We start from the raw sequence: 20,823 nt of genomic DNA, 5'->3' as shown, positions 1-20,823 counted from the left end.
TCAGCTGATCGCCGTCGCCAACCGCCGAGCCAGGTGCAACGCCTGCTCGGCGCTGGCGATATTGGTGAAGCCCAGCAGCAGCCCGCTGCCACACGGATGCTGGCGTGCCCACTGCGACAACGCCATTACAACCAGCCCCGCGCCTTGTGCGCGGGCCGCCAGGTCGACGTCATTTTCTGACTCGTCGAGCCGCGCCAGCAGGTGAATGCCGCCGGCCTGCAGCTCCACCTGCAAACGCGAACCGAATACCACCTCCAGCGCCGCAGCCAGAAAGCCTCGACGCTGCGCATAGAGCGCGCGCATGCGTTTGAGGTGACGGGCGAAGTGGCCCTGATCGAGAAAGTCCGCGGTGATGGCCTGCGCCAGTGCGGGGCAGCCATGATCGAAGGTGCGCGCGCAGGCGGTGAAGCGTTCCACCTGCGCCGGTGGCACCACCAGGTAGGCGAGGCGCACGCCGGGGAACAGCACTTTGCTAAAGGTGCCGCAGTACAGCACGCGGCCGTGGTGATCGAGGCTTTTCAGCGCCGGTAGTGGTCGACCGACGTAGCGGTATTCGCTGTCGTAATCGTCTTCGACGATCCACGCCTGGCTGGCCTGCGCCCACTCCAGCAGCGCCAGGCGCCTCGGCAGGCTCAGCGATACGCCGAGCGGGCTCTGGTGCGAGGGCGTGACCAGTGCGCAGCGGGCATCGGCGGCGAGTCGCTGGCCCTCGTCCACGTGCAGGCCCTGTTCATCCACGGGCAGCGGGATGAGTCGCAGGTCGGCGCCTTCGAGTACTTCGCGTGCCTTGAAGTAGCCGGGGTCTTCGAACCAGCAGGCGTCGCCCGCCTGCAGCAGCGCGCGACGAATCAGCAGCAGTGCACTGCGATAGCCAGCGGTGATGAACACCTGCTGCGGTTCGCAGGCGATGCCACGCGACACGCCCAGGTAGCGCACCAGACTGCGGCGCAAGGCTGGCAGGCCCTGAGAGTCCGGGTAGTCGAGATCAGTGGGCGCCAACTGGCGCAAGTGACGCGCGCCGAGCCGACTCCACAGTTTGCGTGGGAAGGCATCCAGCGCCGGCAGACCGAGCTGAAAGGGCAAGGCCTCGCTGGCTGGGCCACTGCCTGAGCGTGATGGTGTCTGGGGGCGGGGCGCAATGGCCGCGCTCGTCGGCGCGTGGGGTAGTTGCGGCGAAACTACGGTGCCGGCTGGGCCGCGTGGCAGCAGATAACCTTCGCCGACCAGCAACTGATAGGCTGCCTCCACCGTGCCGCGCGCCAGGTTCAGCTCGCTGGCCAGCGCGCGTACCGACGGCACGCGCTCACCGGGCTGCAGGCGGCCTTCGCCGATGGCCTCGCGCAGGCGCTGGTAGAGCTGCAGGTAGATCGGCGTGGCCTGGTCGCGCTCGGGCGTGAGGCGAATGCTGTGCATAGCTATGTCCTAGTCAATTGGCAAGGTCTTGGCTCTGTTGACTATGCCATGCTCTGCCTAAAGTAGCGGCATCTTCGCTGGAGAACCGCCATGACCCTCGCCACTGATTGTCGTTACGACTGGCTCGTCGACCCGCACGGGTTACGCGCCTGCTTCCCGCTGATGCGTGTTCTGCGCCCACACCTGAGCGACGCCGATGACTTTTTGCAGCGCCTGCAACGCCAGGCCGAGCAGGGCTATTGCCTGCTGGCCGCGCGTGCCGGTGACGAGGTGCTGGGCCTGGCCGGTTGCCGCCTGCAGGAGAACCTGCTGCACGGGCGCTTCTTCTACGTCGATGATCTGGTGACCCGTGAGGATCAGCGCAGCCATGGCATCGGCGAGCGTCTGCTGAGCGAGGTACGCGCACAGGCGCGGCGGCTGGGCTGCGTCAATCTGGTACTGGATACCGCGCTGGGCAATGCGCGCGGGCAACGTTTCTACTACCGTCAGGGCTTGCTGGGCCTGGGCATGCACTTTCGCGAGGCACTTTAAGATGCAACGAATCCTCATGCTGCATTGCAGCCCCCATGGTCGCCAGAGCCGAGCCAGCGGGCTGGCTCAGGAACTGGTCGAGCGTTTGCGCCAGCGTCATCCTGCGGCGCAGCTTCTTGAGCGTGATCTGGCCGGCGAGCCCTTGCCGGCGCTAACGGCGGACTATGCCGGAGCGCTGGTGGCGCTGGCGCCGAACGATGATCCGGCGCTGGGAGTCTCCGAGCGTTTGATCCAGGAGCTGGAAAACAGCGATTGCCTGGTGATCGCCACGCCGATGCACAACTTCAGCGTGCCGGCCGCGCTAAAACTGTGGATCGACTATGTGCTACGTATCGGCCGCAGCTTTGCCGCTACCGAGGCGGGCAAGGTCGGGCTGCTGGCGGATCGACCGACCTTCGTGGTGGTCAGCGCCGGCGGTGTCTACCGCGGCGAGCAGGCACGCCAGCCGGATTTCCTCACCTCCTACCTGCGCCATGTACTGAGCACCATCGGTATCCATGATCTGGAGTTCATCCACCTGCAGGGCCTGGTGCGCGGTCAGGAACACGCCGAAACGATGCTGGCGCAGGCGCGCGAACAACTGGCTTTCAATCCCCAACTCACGCCTCAAGGAGAAGCGTCATGAGCGCATTGCGTCAGCCCTATTACGAATTATCCGCCGAGGCGATGCAGGGCCTGCTCGCGACCAAGGCAGCGCTGGAGCGCGGTCCGCTGGGCAAGGCGCTGGTGGAGCTGCTCTATCTGCGTGTGTCGCAGCTCAACGGCTGCGCCTACTGCCTGGAGAAACACAGTGAATCGCTGCGTGGGGAGGGTGTGTCTCAGCTCAAGCTGGACAGCCTGGCTGGGTGGCGCGTGAGTCGGCATTTCGATGCACGGGAGCAGGCGGCACTGGCCTGGGCCGAGTCGCTGAGCGATGTCGCCAGCAGCCACGCCGTCGATGATGACTATCTGCCGTTGGAGGCGCATTTCTCGCCCCGGGAAATCTCCGATCTGACCATCGCCGTGGCCCTGATGAGCGGGTTGAACCGGTTGGCCATCGGCATGCGTCTTTGATGCGCTAACCCGTCGCGATCACGCCATAGCCGCGCGCCATCAGCGCGGCTAGCAGCGGAATGACCAGCAACGCCAACAGTTCCAGGCGAATGCTCCAGGTCACCAGGCGAACCTGCCGAGCGCTTGGCTCGGGCACCTGGCCAGCTTTCACGGCGCTACGCCATTTGATGAACACCACCGTGGGCAGGATCGACAGTAGGCCGACCAGGACGAAAAGCCCGACCTTGGCATGGAACAGGCTGTTGCCCATGTAGTAGGCGGCACCCTTGCCGAACCACAGCACGCGGGCGATACCGGTGACCAGCACCAGAATGGCGCAGATGCCATAGGCCAGGTCGGTGATCATCAGGCTGCGTGCGCGGTAAAGATCCAGCGGCGCCTTGAACAGCACGTGTTCGATGCTGAGCAAGGCGAACAGGGCGAAGATCGACAGGTAGTGCAGATAGGCGACGAACGCGGCAGCCATACGTACTTCCTCTCAGTGGGGACTGGGGGCGAACTCGGTGCGGTTGCGGCCGCCATGCTTGGCCCGGTAGAGCGCCTGATCGGCACGTTTGAGCGCATCCGCGCTGCTCTCGTCGGGGCCCAGCAGGGCACAGCCGAGGCTGGCGGTCTGCTGCAGTTGGGCCTGCTCCAGCTGCATGGGCTGGCTGGCGATGGCCAGGCGGATGCGCTCGGCAATCTGCAGCAGCTCCTGCTCATCGTGAACTCGGGTGAGGATGACGAATTCCTCGCCGCCATTACGGGTCACCACATCCTGCGGGCGCACTGCGCCACTCATGCGTCGCGCGCTCTCCCACAGCACATGATCGCCGCCATCGTGACCATGGGTATCGTTGACTCGCTTGAAATGATCCAGGTCGCAATAGATCAGGCCCAGGCGCAGCTGGCTGCGCTCGGCCGCGGCCTGCTCCAGCGGCAGAAAGTGCAGCAGTCCGGCGCGGTTCCAGAGTTGTGTCAGTGCATCGAGCATGCCCTTGCGCTGCTCGCGGCTGAGGGCGTCACGCAAGTCATCGAGCTGCTGCGAGTTCTGCTGCAGTTGCAGGTAGCCTTCGGCCAGGTAGGCCAGGTCGCGCAATTGGGATTTCTCCCGTTCACTCAGCTGGCGCGCCTTGGGATCGGCCAGACACAGGGTGCCCAGGGGAACACCCTCGGCATCGTGCAGCGGCCAGCCGGCGTAGAAGCGTGCGCCAGGATTGCGCAGGGCCAGTTCGGTACCGGCGAAGCGCACGTCGACGTGGCTGTCTTCGATGAACAGGGGCTCGTCCTGCATCACGGCATGCGAGCAGTAGGAGAGGCTGCGTGGCGTCTCCGCTACGTCGAGGCCCTGGCGGCTTTTGAACCACTGGCGATCGCGGTCGACCAGGGTAACCAGAGCCGTCGTGACGCCGAACAGGTCGTGCGCCAGACGAGTCAGTGTGTCCAGGTAAGGGTCGGCAGGGGTGTCGAGCAGTTCCAGTCGATCGAGGGCCTGTTGGCGTAGCGTCTCGTCAACGGGATTTGGGGCATCGAGCATGGGGGCGATCTCTCCTTAAACAGTGGAAGGGAACCACAGGTCGCGACGGCTCAGTTGCCAAGCATAGACAGCCAGCACCAGGCTGCGCAGCCCCATGAATGCCAGAAACGCCAACCACAGCCCGTGATTGCCCAAGCTTTGCAGCCACCAGGCCAGCGGCAGCGCCAGGGCCAGGGCGATGAGCATGGCGTCGCGCATCTCGCGGGCGCGGGTGGCGCCGATGAACAGGCCGTCGAGCAGATAGCTCCACACGGCCAGCAGCGGCAGCACGGCCAGGTACGGCAGGAAGGTCAGCGCCAGTTCGCGTACTTCGGCGATGTTGGTGAGCATGCCAACGAACCAGTGGCCGCCAAACAGGAAGAACAGCGCGAAAACGGCGCTGGCCAACAGCGACCAGCTTCCGGCTACCAGCAGCGAACGGCGCAGCGCATCGCGATCACGCGCGCCCAGCGCGTGGCCACAAAGGGCTTCGACGGCATGCGCCAAGCCGTCGAGGGCGTAGGCGGTCAGCGTCAGGCCGTTTAGCAGCAGTGCATTGGCCGCCACCGTGGCATCGCCCAGGCGCGTGCCTTTCACCGTGATCAGGAAGAACACCAGTTGCAGTGCCAGGGTGCGGATGAAGATATCGCGGTTGACCGCCAGCAATGGACGCCAGTTGCTCCAGCGCTTCAGCGCGCTGTTGTCGAGGCGGCCGGGATAGCGTGCCAGCGCGCCGCGAGCCAGCCACAGGCCGAGCAGGGTGCCGCTCCATTCGGCGATCACCGAGGCCCAGGCCGCACCGGCCACGCCCCATTCGAGACCGAGCACGAACAACAGGTCGAGCGCCACGTTGATCAGGTTGGCGGTCATCAGGATGGCCAGCGGGCCGCGTGCGCTCTGCGTGCCGAGCAGCCAGCCGATCAGGGCGTAGGTCGCCAGGCTGGCGGGCAGGCCGAACAGGCGAATCTGAAAATACTGGCGCGCCAGCTGGTCCAGCTCGGCCGAGGGTTGCATCAGGCTCAGCGCCGCACCGCTCAACGGCAGTGCCAGCAGGCCCAGCAGCAAGGCCATGAACACACCCAGCCCGAGCCCTTGCACCAGCACTTGGCGCAGTGCGCTGCCGTCCTCGCGCCCTGCGGCCTGGGCCGCGAAGCCGGTACTGCCCATGCGCAGAAAGCCCATGGCCCAGGTCAGCAGGGTATAGAGGCTACCGCCCACCGCCACGGCCGCCAGTTGATGCGCATGTGGCAGGTGGCCGATCACGGCGGTGTCGACCAGCGCCACCATGGGCACCGACAGGTTGGAGAGAATCATCGGTGCGGCCAGGGCCCAGACCTTTCTCTGGGTCGGCGCATGGCGCCAGGCTTCGAACAGGGCGTACATGGGGGGCTTCCGTTCCAGCAAAGCGCCGATTATAGGCACAGGGCGGAGTGTGCGCAGCTTGGCGGATTTCGTCGCTTCGCCTCGTCGGCGCAGTGGCCTCTCGGCTATAGTATCGGCCTTCGCGCCCCCACTCTCCGGAGCCCGCAATGCCGAACAAAGGACTGCTTCTGGCCCTCGCACTCACGCTGCCCCTGACCCTGCTCAGCGCCTGCGATTCTTCTGAACCCCCTGCCACGGTGACCCCCGCGGCACCAGCTGCGCAACAGGCGCAGGCGCCCAAGGCGGCGGTCGACCGCGACGCGCTGGCCAAGCGCTATGCCGCTCGCGAGCTGGAGGTGGTCGACGTCTCCGAGGTGCAGCTCGACGGCGCCAGTGCGCTATCGGTGACCTTCTCCATCCCGCTGGACCCCGACCAGCCCTTCGCTGAGCGCCTGCACCTGGTCGACAGCACGGCCGGCAAGGTCGATGGCGCCTGGGAGTTGACCGACAACCTCAGCGAGTTGCGCCTGCGCCACCTGGAGCCGCAGCGCAAACTGGTGCTGACCATCGATGCCGGCCTGAAATCGATCAATGGCGGCAAGCTCGCCAAAGAGCACGTCAGCCGCTTCGAAACCCGTGACCTGCAGGCCAGCGTCGGTTTCGCCAGCCGTGGCTCGCTGCTGCCGACCCGACTGGCCGAAGGCCTGCCGGTGATCGCCCTGAACGTCGACAAGGTCAACGTCGAGTTCTTCCGCATCAAGCCCGAGGCGCTGCCGCGCTTCCTGTCCCGCTGGGGCCGGGCCAGCAACCTGGACACCTGGGAAGCCCGCGAGCTGCTGCCGATGGCCGATCTGGTCTATGGCGGGCGCTTCGACCTCAACCCGGCGCGCAATACCCGCGAAACTCTGCTGCTGCCCATCGCCGGCCTGGAGCCATTCAAGCAGCCAGGCGTTTATCTGGCAGTGATGCGTGAAGCTGGCAGCTACAGCTACTCGCAACCGGCGACGCTGTTTTCCCTGAGCGATATCGGCCTGTCCGCGCATCGCTATCGCGACCGACTGGACGTATTCACCCAGGCGCTGGAAGGCGGCAAGGCGCAGTCCGGCGTGCAGCTCGAGTTGCTCGATGGCGAAGGTGCTCTGCTCGCCGAAGGCAAGACCGATTCGGCCGGCCATGCGCAACTGCCGTTGCCGGAAAAGGCCCAGGTGTTGGTGGCCAAGCAGGACGAGCAGACCAGCCTGCTGCGCCTGAACACGCCGGCGCTGGACCTGGCCGAATTCGACATCACCGGCCCGAAGGCACATGCCCTGCAGTTCTTCGTGTTCGGCCCGCGCGACCTGTATCGCCCCGGCGAGACCGTGCTGCTCAACGGCCTGCTGCGTGATGCCGACGGCAGCCCGGTCAAGGCTCAGCCAGTCAGCGTCGAGGTACGCCGCCCGGATGAGCAGATCAGCCGCAAGTTCGTCTGGAATGCCGGTGATGACGGTCTCTATCAGTATCAGCTGCCGCTCGCCGAAGAGGCCCCGACCGGTCGCTGGCAACTGTTGCTCGACCTGGGTGACGGCAACCCTCAGCTCTACGAATTCCTCGTCGAGGACTTCCTGCCCGAACGTATGGCCCTGGAGCTCAAGGGCCAGGAGCAGCCCTACGCGCCTGGCGACAGCGCCGAGTTCGCGGTGACCGGACGCTACCTCTACGGTGCGCCGGCCGCTGGCAACCGTCTGACCGGGCAGCTCTACGTGCGTCCGCTGCGCGAAGCAGTGGCCAGTCTGCCGGGCTATCAGTTCGGTGACATCACCGAGGCCGACCTGAGCCAGGATCAGGAGTTCGACGAGCAGAATCTGGATGACCAGGGCCGCGCCGTGCTGCGCCCGGAAAATCGCTGGAGTGACGCCAAGTCGCCGCTGCGTCTGATTCTCCAGGCCAGCCTGCAGGAGTCCGGTGGCCGCCCGATCACCCGCCGCCTCATCCAGCCGGTATGGCCGGCCGAGCGCCTACCGGGGCTGCGTGGGCTGTTCGATGGTGAGGAAGTCGATGCCGACAGCCTGGCCGAATTCGAAATCCTCGTGGCCGACGCGGCTGGCAACAAGCTGGCCGCCGATAACCTCAACGTGCGCCTGGTGCGTGAGCGCCGCGACTACTTCTGGAGCTTCTCCGACGGTGAAGGCTGGCGTCACAACTACAACGAGAAGTTCCTCACCCTCAGCGACGAACCGCTGAAGGTCGCCGCCGGCGGCACTGCCAAGGTCAGCTTCCCGGTGGAGTGGGGGCCGTACCGGGTCGAGGTGGTGGACACTCAAACCGGCCTGGTCAGCAGCATGCGCTTCTGGGCGGGCTACCGCTGGCAGGACAACGCCGACGGCGGCGCGGTGCGCCCGGACCAGGTCAAGCTGGCGCTGGACAAGCCTGCCTACGCTGCTGGCGAGGTGGCCAAGATCACCGTCACCCCGCCGGCTGCGGGCAACGGCTACCTGCTGGTCGAGTCCAGCGACGGCCCTCTGTGGTGGCAGGAAATCAGCGTACCGGCCGAGGGCAAGACCTTTGAGCTGCCCATCGACAAGAAATGGGCGCGTCATGATCTCTATCTCAGCGCCCTGGTGATTCGCCCTGGCGAGCGCAAGGCACAGGTCACGCCCAAGCGTGCCGTTGGCCTGCTGCACCTGCCGCTGGAACGCGCCCCGCGCAAGCTGGCGGTCAGCCTGGAAGCGCCGGAAAAGATGCGTCCGAAGCAGCCGCTGAAGGTCAAGGTCAGCGCGCGCAACGCCGATGGCAGCATTCCCGAGCGCGTGCATGTGCTGGTCGCCGCAGTAGACGTGGGTATCCTCAATATCACCAGTTATGCCACGCCCGATCCTTTCGCCAACTTCTTCGGGCGCAAGGCCTATGGCGCTGACCAGCTGGATATCTACGGCCAACTGATCGAGGCCCAGGGGCGTGTCGCCAGCCTGGCCTTCGGCGGTGATGCCGGCCTCGCCGCCGGTGGCAAACGCCCGGATACCAGCGTGCTGATCGTCGCGTTGCAGAGCGATGCGTTGAAGCTGAACGACAAGGGCGAGGGTGAAGTCAGCCTGGATATCCCCGACTTCAACGGCGAGCTGCGTCTAATGGCGCAGGCCTGGACCGGCGAGCGCTTCGGCATGGCCGAGGCCAAGACGGTGGTGGCCGCGCCGCTGATCGCCGAACTGTCGATGCCGCGCTTCCTAGCCGGTGGCGACGAAACCACCCTGGCGCTGGACCTGACCAACCTGTCTGGCAGCGAGCAGAATCTCGACGTGCAATTGGGCGTGGAGGGGCAGCTGCGCCTGCTCGGCAAGGGTGAGTCGCCGATCAGCCTGAAGGATGGGCAGCGCACCACCTTGCGCATTCCGGTGCGCGCCGAAGGTGGCCTGGGCCAGGGTCGTATCCATGTCGAGGTGCAGGGCCTGGCATTGCCGAACGAGGATCTGGCTGACTTCAGCCGCGAGTGGAAACTAGGCATTCGTCCGGCGTATCCGGCGCAGCTGCAGCATTTCCGCGCAGTACTGGGTGAGGGCGAGCCGTGGAGCATGCCGGCTGGCACCCTCAACCAGTTCGAACCTGCCGGGCTGGAGGCCGTGTTGGCCCTGTCGAGCCGGCCGCCGCTCAACCTCGGTGAACAGATTCGTGCACTCAAGGCGTACCCCTACGGCTGCCTGGAGCAGACCACCAGTGGTCTGTACCCGTCGCTCTACGCCGACGCCGCGAGTCTCAAACGTCTTGGCCTGGAAGGCGAGCCGGACGAGCAGCGGCGCAAGAGCATCGAACTGGGTATCGAGCGTCTGCTCGGCATGCAGCGGCATAACGGCGGCTTCGGCCTGTGGAGCGCCGAGAGTGAAGAGGAATACTGGCTCACCGCCTACGTCACCGACTTCCTCCTGCGTGCTCGCGAGCAGGGCTTCGGTGTACCGCCAGAGGCACTGAAAAAGGCCAACGACCGCCTGCTGCGCTACCTGCAGCAGAGCAGCCTGATCGAGGCCAGCTACAGCCAGGACTTCGCTCACACCCGCTTCGCCGTGCAGGCCTACGCCGGCTACGTGCTGGCGCGCAGCCAGCAGGCACCGCTGGGCGCGCTGCGCAGCCTGTTCGACCGCCGCAGCGATGCGCGTTCCGGTCTGCCGCTGGTGCAACTGGCCGCCGCATTGAAGCTGATGGGCGATGCGCCGCGTGCCGAGCAGGCGTTGAATCAGGGCTTGATCCAACAGCGCGATAGCGAACGCTGGATGGCCGATTACGGCAGCCCGCTGCGTGACCAGGCGCTAATTCTTGCTCTGCTGGAAGAGCATGATCTGGCTGCCGGCCAGCGCGAGCAGCGTTTGTTCAATCTGGCAGACGAGCTGGCTGGTCAGCGTTGGCTGTCGACCCAGGAGCGCAACTCGCTATTCCTCGCCGGTCGCGGCATTCTCGGCAAGCCGGAGCAGGCCTGGAGCGCCAAACTGGCCAGCGGCGCCTTCCAGTTCGACCTGAGCAACCAGCAGCCCGGCATCAAACTCGAGCGTGCGGAGCTGGCCGAACCGCTGAGCGTGAGCAACGCCGGTAGCGCCACGCTGTATCAGCAGCTGACCCTGTCCGGTTACCCGAGCCAGGCGCCGCGTGCTGGTGGTGTGAACCTCAGCATCGAGCGCGAGTACCTCGGCATGGATGGCCGCCCGCTCGATCTGCAGCGCCTGGACAGCGGCGAGCTGGTGCTGGTGCACCTGGCCGTGCGCGCCAAGCAGCGTGTGCCGGACGCTCTGGTCGTCGACCTGCTGCCGGCCGGCCTGGAGCTGGAGAACCAGAACCTGGCGCAGAGCGCGGCGAGCCTCGATGACGCGGGCAGCAACGTCAAGGAATGGCGCCGCTCCATGCAGAACGCGCGGATCAAACACCAGGAATACCGTGGTGACCGCTATGTGGCTGCCGTGGACGTAGATGAGTATGGCACCACCCACCTGCTCTACCTGGCCCGCGCGGTAACGCCAGGCAGCTATCGCGTACCGCCACCTCAGGTCGAGTCCATGTACCGGCCGAGCTGGCAGGCACTGGGGAGTGCGCCGTCATCGTTGGTGGTTAGGGGGCGTTAGATCGGCTCCAGATTTCATCCGGGCTACAGATCTCGTAGCCCGGATGAAATCCGGGGGCTTTGTTCGGTCGGCACGGAGGCCCGATCATGGTCGCTTATCGAAGAGCCAGGGCGACAGGTGGTTGTTATTTCCTGACCCTGACGCTGCAAGACAGGTCCAGCGATTTGTTGGTCCGCTACGTAACGCAACTTCGCCAGTGCCTGCTAAAAGTTCAAACGCAGATGCCTTGTCGCCTTCCCGCTCTGGTCGTGCTGCCAGATCATTTGCACATGTTGATGGTATTACCGAGCGGTGACGCAGACTTCTCCGCGCGGGTTCGTAAATTCAAGAGCGCATTCGTCGCCGCGTTGCGCCAGCAGTCTGGCGTAAACGTGCACACCAACGCCAAGGGTGAAGCCAACATCTGGCAGCGACGTTTCTGGGAACATCTGATCCGTGACGAGCAGGATTACCGCCATCATGTGGATTACATCCATATCAACCCGCTCAAGCATGGTCTGGTCACTCGGGTGCAGGATTGGCCGTTTTCCAGCTTTCATCACTATGTGCGTCGAGACTTGTTACCCATCGACTGGGCCGGCGGAGCAGGCGTCGGGATCGAAGATGCTGGTGAATGAGGTATTCCCCGGATTGCATCCGGGCTACGCGGGATCTGTAGCCCGGATGCAATCCGGGGGCTTGTGCTGACCATGCCATTCAAACGCTGGCGGCATTGGCTCCTTATCCTCCTGCTTCCCCTGACCCTGCTCTGGCTAGCCGACCGCCTGTTCCCGCTGCCTTTACCCGAAGACGACCTGGCCCGCGTGGTGTTGGCCGAGGACGGCACGCCGTTGTGGCGCTTCGCCGATCGTGACGGTGTCTGGCGCTACCCGGTGACGCCGGGCGAGGTCTCGCCCTATTACCTGGAAGCGCTGCTGACCTACGAGGACCGCTGGTTTCGCCAGCATCCCGGGGTCAACCCGCTGGCGCTGGGGCGTGCGGCCTGGCAGAACCTCACGGGCGGGCGTGTGGTGTCCGGTGGTAGCACGCTGTCGATGCAGGTAGCGCGGCTGCTCGATCCGCATGGGCGTGACCTGCCCGGCAAGCTCAAGCAGCTGTGGCGGACCGCGCAGCTGGAGTGGCACCTGTCCAAGGACGAAATTCTCACCCTGTACCTCAATCGTGCGCCTTTCGGTGGCACCCTTGAGGGCGTGGCAGCGGCCAGCTGGAGTTACCTGGGCAAGCCGCCGAGCCAACTGACCCGTGCCGATGCCGCGTTGCTCGCGGTGTTGCCGCAGGCGCCCAGCCGGTTGCGCCCGGACCGCCATCCCGAGCGCGCCCAGGCCGCGCGTGACAAGGTACTGCGACGCCTGGGCGAATTTCAGGTGTGGCCGCAGGCCCAGGTGGATGAAGCCCTGGAGGAGCCGGTGTTTCTCGCGCCGCGCCGTGAGCCCAGCCTGGCGCCCTTGTTGGCGCGCCGCCTGAACCGTGCTGGCAGCCCACCGCTGATCCGCACCACCCTCGATGCTGGCTTGCAACTGCGCCTGGAAGACCTGTTGCTGGGCTGGCGGGCACGTCTGCCGGAGCGCACCTCGGCGGCGATCCTGGTGGTCGAGCACGAGAGCATGGCCGTGCGCGCCTACATCGGCTCGGTGGATATCGCCGACACCGCGCGCTTCGGTCATGTCGACATGGTGCGCGCCCTGCGCTCGCCTGGCTCGACGTTGAAACCCTTTCTCTACGGCATGGCCCTGGATGCCGGCCTGATCCATTCCGAGTCGCTGCTGCAGGACGTGCCCCGGCACTATGGCGACTACCGGCCCGGCAACTTCGCCGCCGGCTTCATCGGCCCGGTGTCGGCCAGCGAGGCGCTGGCCACCTCGCTCAATCTTCCGGCTGTGCAGTTACTCGAAGCCTACGGGCCGAAGCGTTTTGCCGGCGAATTGCGCAGCGCCGGTGTGCCGATTCGCCTGCCGGCGCTGGCCGAGCCAAACCTGGCGCTGATTCTGGGTGGCGGCGGCTCGCGCCTGGAGTCGCTGGTGGCGGGTTACAGCGCGTTCGCGCGTAGCGGTATGGCGGCCAAACCGCGCCTGCAGCCGAGCGATGAGCTGCGCGAGCGGCGGCTGCTGTCACCCGGCTCAGCGTGGATCATCAGGCGCATTCTCAGCGGCCAGGCGCGCCCCGATCGTGACCCGCGCGCCTACCTGGCGCAGCGTCCGACCCTGGCCTGGAAGACCGGCACCAGCTATGGCTTTCGCGACGCTTGGGCCATCGGCGTCGGTCCGCGCCATTTGATCGGCATCTGGATCGGCCGCCCGGACGGTACCCCGGTGCCGGGCCAGTTCGGCCTGGCTTCCGCCGCGCCGCTGCTGTTGCAGGTCCACGATCTGCTGGTCAATCGCGACAGCCAGCGCGGCATTGCCGCACCGCCCGATCCGCAACCTGCCGAGGTGGGCGTGGCGGCTATCTGTTGGCCGCTGGGGCAGCCGATGAGCAAGGACGATCCCAACTGTCGGCGCCTGCGCTTTGCCTGGACGCTCGAAGGCACCACGCCGCCCACGCTGCTGGCAGCCGATCAGCCGCTGGGTAGCGGTTTGCGCGAGCGCTATTGGGTCAATGCCGAAGGGCGTCGCGTTGGTCCCGGTTGTCTCGGCGCCGAGGAGCGCGAGCTGGCCTTGTGGCCGGCGCCGCTGGAGCCCTGGCTACCGCGTCGCGAGCGGCGTAGCGCGCGCTTGCCGAGCGTCGAACCGAGCTGTCCGCCACCGCGCAGCAATCAGGTGGCGCCGCTGTCCATCGTCGGTGTACGCGACGGCGATCGCCTGCGCCGACCACAGGGCAATCATGAGCCGCTGCGCCTCAGCCTGTCGGCGCTGGGCGGAAGTGGTCAGCGCTGGTGGTTTCTCGATGGCCGCCCCCTGGGTGAGAGTGCGCTTGACGCACCCTTCACCCACGCGTTCGACAGCGGCAGGCATCAACTGAGCGTGCTCGATGAGGGCGGTCAGACCGCCCGTCTGGAATTCAGCGTAGGGCCCTGAGGCCAATCACCTGACTGCCTTCGGGCGCCGGCCGCTCTGGCCTGAGCGTCTGATCATGGCAGCGAATAATCCTGACTAGAGTGAATAAAGCTTGGCCCTGGCTAGCCGATATGAAATCTGGCGGTAACTTATTTGCAATTTGTGTACATTTTTGTATCCAATTGCCTGGCCAATTCCAAACCACCAGCGGGAGAAGCCTCCATGCGCCTCTGGCAACGCAGTATTCAGTGGCAATTGATCCTCAGCATGGGCGCCGCCCTGCTGGCCAGCATTCTGATCGTCGTCGGCATCTACTCGGCGGTGGTCAATCGCCTGACCGAACGCTATCTGATCGAAGAAGCGCTGCCGGCGCGCGTACTGGCGATCCGCAACGACCTGGAGCGGGTGCTGACTGCCCCCATTACCGCCAACGCCTCGATTGCCGAAAACAGCCTGGTGCAGGACTGGCTGGCCGCTGGCGAGGAGGAGGCGCGGCGTAGCGACTTCGCGCGCTACCTGGAAGGCGTACGCGCCCAGCAGAACGCCATGACCACCTCTATCGTCGCCCTGGTCAGTGGCAACTACACCACCGGCGAAGGCTTGATGCGCACCCTCGACCGCAGCCAGACGGAGAACCAGTGGTTCTATCGTCTGGTCGACAGTGACCGCGACCGGGTGCTGGAAATCGATATCGACAAGACCACCCGGCTGCCCACCCTGTTCATCAACCAACGCATCAAGCAGGGCGGCAAGACACTGGGTGTGGCCGGGCTTGGCTACAACCTGGCGGACATGTCGAAGATGATCAGCGAGTTCCGCTTCGGCGAGCGCGGTCAGGTGTTTCTCGTCGACGGCCAGGGTAACGTCAAGGTCCACCCGCGTTCGGAGCTGAGTGGCAGCGGCAAGCTCGCCGAACTCTTCGGCGCCGACGCCAGCCGCCAGGTACTGTCAGGCGATAGCCGGGCGGTAAGGTTCGAGCGCGACGGCGAAACCTTTCTCGCCGTCGCGCAGAAGTTCGCCAGCATCGACTGGCTGTTGGTCAGCGAGGTGCCCGAGGCGGAAGTCTACGCCGAGGCCCGCCAGGCGCTGCTGGTGACCAGCCTCATCGGTGTGGCCGTGGCGCTATTGTTCCTCGGCCTGGTGGTACTGCTGGCCCGCGGCCTGGTGCGGCCGATTCGTCAGGTGACCCAGGCGCTGGTGGAAATCGGTGGCGGTGGTGGTGACCTGACGCGGCGTCTGGATGAGTCGCGTGCCGACGAGTTGGGCGACCTGGCACGCGGGTTCAACCGTTTTCTTGCCAGCCAGCGCGACCTGATCGGCGATGTGCTGGCCACCAGTGAGCGGCTACGTACGGCGGTCGTTCAGGTAGCGCGGGTGGTGGAAAACACCGCAGGGCGCGCCGGCCAACAGCAGGAAATGACCGATATGGTGGCCACCGCCGTGCACGAGATGGGCCTGACCGTGCAGGAGATCGCGCGTAACGCCAGCAACGCCGCGCAGTCCTCGCGCAGTGCGCGCGAAGAGGCGCAAACGGCGCGCCAGGTGGTGGGCCAGTCCATCGCCCACATAGAACGCATGTCTGCCGATATTGGCAGCGCGGCCGGAGCGGTGACCGAGCTGGCCGAGCAGGTTGCTTCCATCGACCAGGTGCTGGCAGTGATTCGCGGTATCTCCGAGCAGACCAACCTGCTGGCGCTCAACGCGGCCATCGAGGCCGCGCGCGCCGGGGAGATGGGCCGCGGCTTCGCCGTGGTCGCCGATGAGGTGCGCACGCTGGCCAGCCGTACCCAGGCGTCGACGGACGAGATCCAGCAAATGATTCAACGCCTCAAACAGGGCGCGGAAACGGCCGTCAGCTCCATGCACGCGGGGCAGTCGGCCACCGGCACTGGCGTCGAATCCAGTCAGCGCACCGGGCAGTCGCTCGGCGCGATTACCGAGCAGATCGAGCGTATCAGCGACATGAACACTCAAGTGGCTTCGGCGACCGAAGAGCAGAGTTCGGTGACCGAGGAGATCAACCGCAATGTGCAGGGCATCGCCGACCTGGCCCACGCCACGGCCGGTGAGGTGCGTGCCTGTCGTGAGGATTGCCAGACCCTGAGCCGACTGGCCGATGATCTGGCCGGGCAGATGGGCAAGTTCCGTCTCTAGTCGTAATGGTGTTTGTAAGGAGCCGTGCGCGGCGCTTATCGCCGCCTAAGCGCTGGTGCGTGCAGCCTGGGCGGCCCGCGAGATGCGCGTGATCTTGAATCCGCCGCGCCTCAGTGATCGGCCGCAACCAGACGATTGCGGCCCTCGCGTTTGGCGCGGTAGAGCGCGCCATCCACGCGCTTGAAGAAGGCTTCGGCGTCGCCATCATGGCGACTGCTGAAGCAGCCGACGCCCAGGCTGGTGGTCAGGTCCAGGCGCTGATCGGCTAGCAGCAGGCCTTGCGCCTCTAGCTCCTGGCGAAAGTGCTCGGCCAGGTCCCAGGCTTGGGCCAGCGTGGTACCCGGCAGCAGCACACCGAACTCCTCGCCACCCAGGCGCAGCAGTGCGTCGGCATCGCGGCGAAACACCGTGCGCATGCGTTCGGCGAAGGCGCTCAGGCAGGCATCGCCACCGGCATGGCCATGCTCGTCGTTGACCTTCTTGAAGAAATCGATATCCATCAGCACCAGCGACAGCGGTTCGCCCTGGCGTACCGCATTGGCCACCAGGCTGGGGAACAGGCTGTTGAACTGATAGCGGTTGCCCAGCTGGGTCAGGCTGTCGGTGCGGCTGAGCAGATCCAACTGGCTTTGCTGCTCCAGCAGCTTGAGCTCCAGGTCGAGGGTGGCGCGGTACTCGCGATGGTTACGCCCCAGTACCAGAATCAGGTAGCTGAGATAGAACGTCAGAGTGATCAGCATCGCGTGCTTCTGCTGCCAGTTCAGCGCCATCACTATCAGGCCTGGCAGGTAGATCAGGGCCAGCGCCAGAAGGGCGCGGCCGCGGCGCATGGCGAAGTTGAAGGTCATCGCCGTGGCGAAGGCGACCGTGGCCAGGGTGGCGATCATCTCCGAGTCGTTGTAGGCGTCGCTGTAAACCGCCAGCGCATGGGCCTGGCCCCAGCACAGCGAGGTCAGGAGGATCAGGCCCCAGTGGCGGTCGAGCCAGCGCTGCAACTGTTCGGGGCTTTCGATGCCGTCAGGGCGATGCAGCAGGCGCGCCGCCAGCAGCGTAGCGAAAAGGGTGCAGCCCAACACCCCACTGAACACCAGGCTGTCTGGCGCTGTGCTGAAGGCCCAGGTCAGCAGCCAGGCAAGCAGGTAGAAAAAGCCACCCAGGCGAGTGCGGATGCGGGTGTCATCCACTTCACGCCACAAGGCGAATGTATTGAGCTGGCGCGGTACTTCGGCGTCGGTCATCGTTTTGGCCTGCCACCGCTGGCGGCCACCTCCGGGCCGTCGCAGGCGACGTCAGAACCTTCTCCAGGAGGCTTTTTTGTGATCACAGAAACTGCATGTCCGAGCATAGCGCCTTTTTGTGAGCGTCAGAGTGTCCATTGGCCAGTATTTGTAGCCGCCCGTCAGCCGCGACGAATCATCCAGATGCCGGCGACGATCAACAACAGGCCTGCGACTTTGCCGAAGGTGATGGGCGACTCGCGAAAGCCCGCCCAGCCGAAATGATCGAGGGTGATGGCCATGGCCAACTGCCCGGCGATCACCAGCACCATGAACAGTAGCGCTCCGACCCTCGGCCCGGCGAAGGCCGCCGTGGCGATGAAGAAGGCGCCGAGCAGGCCGCCGCTCCAGTGCCACCAGGTCAGCTCCTTGAGTGCGCCGAGCCCCGGCATTTCGCGCTGGCTCAGGGTCATCAGCAACAACGCCAAGCTGCCGACGGCGAAGGAGATCAGCGCCGCGGCGAAGACGCTGGACAGCTGGCGGGCGAGTTGGCCGTTGATACCGGCCTGCAGAGGCAGCACAGCGCCTGCGAGAAAGGGCAGGGCCAGCAGCCAGCCGCTGATTGGATTCATGGGTAGAGCTCCGCAGAAGGAAAAGCGGAGGGAGGGTAGCAGCCTCGTTGCCGACATCTCTACCAGAGGAATGGCAAACGCAGAGCATCCTTGCCCCGCAAAGCTTTATGGTTCCGCCTCCGTGCGAACCCCTTTCCTGCAAGTGCTCTGTCAGGGCTGAACCTGAAACCCCGTGGCACTGGCAGGCAGGTTTCTACTGCCCGATCTCCTGGCGGACGGTGGAGATGCGCTGTCCGGCCTGGTTTAGCCACGACAGGTCACTCCCCATCAAAAGCATGTCGCTGCCCATCTCGATCAGGCGTATGGCGGTTTCGCTGTCTGCAGGGAAGCAGGGCACCATGACCTGAATGCCACGGGCGTGGCATTTCTCGATCAGCAGCTCCAGGCGCTCGCGCACCTCGGGGTTGCCCAGGCGGTAATCCACCGGCAACTGGCGTGACAGCGAGTAGTCGGCCGGACCGAAGTGCACGGCGTCGATACCCTCGACATCGAGAATGGCGTCGATGTTGTCGAAGAACTCGTAGCTCTCGGCCATCGGCACGATCACGGTGCGTTCGTTCTCCGTCTGGATGTAGGTGCTCCAGTCGAAGTTCGGCCCGGCGTATTGGGCCGAGCGTACTGAGCTGTCGCCACCTCGGCGGCCCATGGGCGGGAACTTGCTGCTGCGGATGATGCTGCGCATCTGTTCGGCGTTGTGCACCTGCGGAATGATCACACCGCTGGCACCCATTTCCAGGGCCTTGCGGATGTCCCAATCGAGCGTGCCGCGCACCCGCACCAGGCTGTGGATCTTGGCGTAGTGGGCCGCCAGGACTAGTTTCTCCATGTCGCGGTCGATGCCGAGTGAGGTGTGCTCGGCGTCGATGAAGACGAAATCCAGCCCCCAGTTGCCGGCGACTTCGATCGGCATCGAGGCGGTGCCGTAGATGTTCATACCGTAGGTGGTGCCGCACGCCATCCGTTGTTTCAGTGTGTCTTTCATAGCTGGCGCCTTAGATGCGGTAGGTATCGGGTAGGCGATCCTTGAACGGGTGCACTTCGAACACGCCGGGTTCACGGATCAGCGATTTGTTGCGTGCCTTCTCGATGTCGATCTCGGCGCTGTACACACCATCTTCCAGGCCGGCACGCACCAGCGTCTTGCCGGAAGGTTCGATGATGTGGCTCATGCCGATGAATTGCATGCCGCCGTCCATGTCGTTGCGGTTAGGCGCGACGAAATAGACGATGTTCTCCGCCGCGCGCACGGTGCTGAAGAGATCCGGCAGCATGCGCGCCTGCTCTGGCCAGGCTGCAGGCAGGACGACGATATCGGCGCCTTCGAGAGCCAGTGTGCGCACCACTTCCGGGAAGCGAATCTCGTAGCAGATGGCCATACCGATGCGACCGATGTCGGTGTCGAATACCGGCGGCGTCCATTCATCCGGGGTGTCGGTGAAACGGTCGCCGATCATGAACGGCAGGTGGCGCTTGCGATGCAGGCCGACGATACCTTTCGGGCCGATTAGCGCCGCAGTGTTGAAGATCGCATCCGGCAAGCGTTCATAGAAACCGGCGATGATGTAGATGCCGGTCTCGGCGCTGACGGCTAGCAGGGGGGCCAGCGCTTCGATCTCGATGGCGCCGCGCTCGAGTTCTTCGCGGCTGTCGAACGAGCCGCCAGTGAGCAGGCACTCGGGAAAGGCGATCAGTCGCGAGCCTTCGCTGGCCGCCTGGCGCGATGTCTCGGCAACTTTCTCGATGGTCTGGGTCGGGTTGCCCGCTATGGGGTGAATCTGCGCAACCGAAATCTTCATGGTGTCCTCATGGATGTGCTGGGCGTGCCGGATCAGACGCGCCGGTTGTTTAGGCATTTCAGGGGGCCTGAAGAGGCCCCACACGGCATCATTGCTGGGGGACGTCCATGGCCTCGTAGACTTTCTTCACCAGCTCCGGGTTGATCTGGGCGGCGTACTTGTCCACTACCGGCTTGATCTTTGCCTGGATACGAGTGATCTCCGCCACCGGCACCTCGTTGACCTGCATGCCGGCGGCTTCCAGTTGGGCGATGGCCTTGCTATCGGCTTCACGGGAGATGCGACGCTGCTCCAGGCGCACCTCCATAGCGACGTCGGTGAGCAACTTTTTCTCGTCTTCGTTGAGCGTGTCCCAGAAACCCTTGCCGATCAGAACGATCTGCGGGTTGTAGTTGTGGCGAGTCAGGCTCAGGTACTTCTGCACCTCGTTGAACTTGGAGGCGAGAATCAGCGCTGCTGGGTTTTCCTGGCCGTCGACGGTGCCGGTCTCAAGCGCCGTGTGCACTTCGGTGAATGGCAGCGGCGTCGGGTTGGCGCCGAGCTCGCGCCACACATCAAGGAACAGCGGTGATTGCTGGGCGCGGATCTTCAGTCCAGCGATGTCTTCGAGCTTGGTCACGGGGCGCTTGTTGTTGGTCAGGTTGCGCACCCCCAATTCCCAGAAGGCCAGGCCGACCAGATTCTGCTGTGGCAACTGATCGGTCAGCATCTTGCCTACCTCACCGTCGAGCATGGCGTCGACTTTGGCGGTATCGGTGTATAGGAAGGGGAAGTCGAGAATGCCGAAGTCAGTGACATGGTTGAGCATCAGACCCGCGTTCCAAGTCATCATCTCGATCAAGCCGCCCTGCAGCGATGACAGCACCTGCACGTCACCACCCAGCACGCCGTTGGGGAAGGTACGCACCTTGATCTTGCCGCCACTGCGCTCGGCGACCTTCTCGGCGAATAGCTCCATGCCGATGGCCGGTGGTGTGCCCTTGGGGCTGGTGGCGGCGAACTTGATGGTGCGTGCGTTGTACTCGGTGGCGAAGGTCATGCTGCTGGCGAGCAGCAGGGTAGCGAGGAGCGTCAGTTGCTTTTTCATGGTGGTGTCCTT

The 20,823-nt window shown here is 65.0% G+C and carries 16 protein-coding genes; 7 read left to right on the top strand and 9 right to left on the bottom strand.

Annotated elements, in window-relative coordinates:
• A complete protein-coding gene (gene pdxR, locus BM059_RS01580; protein WP_074936255.1) occupies positions 1 to 1,413 on the bottom strand; it encodes a MocR-like pyridoxine biosynthesis transcription factor PdxR in 1,413 nt (470 codons plus the stop codon).
• Between the two features lie 90 nt (positions 1,414 to 1,503).
• Here pdxR and BM059_RS01575 point away from each other — a divergent pair, with 90 nt between their 5' ends.
• Genes BM059_RS01575 through BM059_RS01565 form a run of 3 tightly spaced genes read left to right on the top strand, consistent with a single transcriptional unit; the run spans position 1,504 to position 2,997 of the window.
• Positions 1,504 to 1,944 (top strand): GNAT family N-acetyltransferase, encoded by a 441-nt coding sequence (locus tag BM059_RS01575; protein ID WP_074936253.1) that lies wholly within the window; start codon positions 1,504 to 1,506, stop codon positions 1,942 to 1,944.
• Between the two features lies 1 nt (position 1,945).
• A complete protein-coding gene (locus BM059_RS01570; RefSeq protein ID WP_074936252.1) occupies positions 1,946 to 2,569 on the top strand; it encodes an FMN-dependent NADH-azoreductase in 624 nt (207 codons plus the stop codon).
• The gene (locus tag BM059_RS01565) at positions 2,566 to 2,997 is read left to right on the top strand and encodes a carboxymuconolactone decarboxylase family protein (RefSeq protein WP_074936250.1); all 432 of its coding nucleotides are present in this window, start codon (positions 2,566 to 2,568) and stop codon (positions 2,995 to 2,997) included. The genes BM059_RS01570 and BM059_RS01565 overlap by 4 nt, the downstream gene beginning before the upstream one ends.
• A gap of 4 nt (positions 2,998 to 3,001) precedes the next feature.
• Here the strand turns inward: BM059_RS01565 and BM059_RS01560 are convergent, their stop codons facing one another.
• The 3 genes from BM059_RS01560 to BM059_RS01550 are packed head-to-tail and all read right to left on the bottom strand — an operon-like array spanning position 3,002 to position 5,875.
• Positions 3,002 to 3,463 (bottom strand): DUF2214 family protein, encoded by a 462-nt coding sequence (locus BM059_RS01560; protein ID WP_074936248.1) that lies wholly within the window; start codon positions 3,461 to 3,463, stop codon positions 3,002 to 3,004.
• A gap of 12 nt (positions 3,464 to 3,475) precedes the next feature.
• Complete coding sequence (locus BM059_RS01555; protein WP_074936246.1) at positions 3,476 to 4,513, bottom strand: GGDEF domain-containing protein; 1,038 nt, start codon at positions 4,511 to 4,513, stop codon at positions 3,476 to 3,478.
• 15 nt (positions 4,514 to 4,528) lie between these two features.
• Positions 4,529 to 5,875, bottom strand: coding sequence for an MATE family efflux transporter (locus tag BM059_RS01550; protein WP_074936244.1), 1,347 nt, complete (start codon positions 5,873 to 5,875; stop codon positions 4,529 to 4,531).
• A gap of 146 nt (positions 5,876 to 6,021) precedes the next feature.
• Here BM059_RS01550 and BM059_RS01545 point away from each other — a divergent pair, with 146 nt between their 5' ends.
• The 4 genes from BM059_RS01545 to BM059_RS01530 all read left to right on the top strand — a co-directional run bounded on the left by BM059_RS01545 (position 6,022) and on the right by BM059_RS01530 (position 16,079).
• The gene (locus BM059_RS01545; RefSeq protein ID WP_074936243.1) at positions 6,022 to 10,932 is read left to right on the top strand and encodes an alpha-2-macroglobulin family protein; all 4,911 of its coding nucleotides are present in this window, start codon (positions 6,022 to 6,024) and stop codon (positions 10,930 to 10,932) included.
• Positions 10,933 to 11,018: 86 nt separating this feature from the next.
• Entirely contained in the window at positions 11,019 to 11,549 is a 531-nt protein-coding gene (locus tag BM059_RS01540) for an REP-associated tyrosine transposase (protein ID WP_074936241.1), read from the top strand.
• Between the two features lie 72 nt (positions 11,550 to 11,621).
• Positions 11,622 to 13,946 (top strand): peptidoglycan glycosyltransferase PbpC, encoded by a 2,325-nt coding sequence (gene pbpC, locus BM059_RS01535; RefSeq protein ID WP_074936790.1) that lies wholly within the window; start codon positions 11,622 to 11,624, stop codon positions 13,944 to 13,946.
• Between the two features lie 201 nt (positions 13,947 to 14,147).
• Positions 14,148 to 16,079: a methyl-accepting chemotaxis protein gene (locus BM059_RS01530; RefSeq protein WP_074936239.1), complete on the top strand. Its 1,932-nt coding sequence runs from the start codon at positions 14,148 to 14,150 to the stop codon at positions 16,077 to 16,079.
• A gap of 110 nt (positions 16,080 to 16,189) precedes the next feature.
• On the opposite strand, the gene BM059_RS01525 is transcribed toward BM059_RS01530, so the two are convergent.
• The 5 genes from BM059_RS01525 to BM059_RS01505 form a co-directional block, all read right to left on the bottom strand.
• Positions 16,190 to 17,317 (bottom strand): GGDEF domain-containing protein, encoded by a 1,128-nt coding sequence (locus tag BM059_RS01525; protein WP_074936237.1) that lies wholly within the window; start codon positions 17,315 to 17,317, stop codon positions 16,190 to 16,192.
• Positions 17,318 to 17,478: 161 nt separating this feature from the next.
• Positions 17,479 to 17,928 carry a DMT family transporter gene (locus BM059_RS01520; protein WP_037002586.1) on the bottom strand — a complete coding sequence of 150 codons (450 nt, stop codon included), beginning with the start codon at positions 17,926 to 17,928 and terminating at the stop codon, positions 17,479 to 17,481.
• Between the two features lie 193 nt (positions 17,929 to 18,121).
• Entirely contained in the window at positions 18,122 to 18,910 is a 789-nt protein-coding gene (locus tag BM059_RS01515; RefSeq protein WP_074936235.1) for an HpcH/HpaI aldolase family protein, read from the bottom strand.
• A gap of 10 nt (positions 18,911 to 18,920) precedes the next feature.
• Entirely contained in the window at positions 18,921 to 19,724 is an 804-nt protein-coding gene (locus BM059_RS01510) for a carbon-nitrogen hydrolase family protein (protein WP_074936233.1), read from the bottom strand.
• An 88-nt stretch (positions 19,725 to 19,812) separates the two neighbouring features.
• On the bottom strand, positions 19,813 to 20,811 hold the full coding sequence (locus BM059_RS01505) for a TRAP transporter substrate-binding protein (RefSeq protein WP_037002591.1): 999 nt from the start codon (positions 20,809 to 20,811) through the stop codon (positions 19,813 to 19,815).
• Between the last annotated feature and the right edge of the window lie 12 nt (positions 20,812 to 20,823).

It is taken from the genome of Ectopseudomonas composti (genome assembly GCF_900115475.1).
GTDB classification, from domain to species: Bacteria; Pseudomonadota; Gammaproteobacteria; order Pseudomonadales; family Pseudomonadaceae; genus Aquipseudomonas; species Aquipseudomonas composti.
Note: the sequence above shows the minus strand (reverse complement) of the source record. Positions and strands in the feature narration are given on the sequence as shown.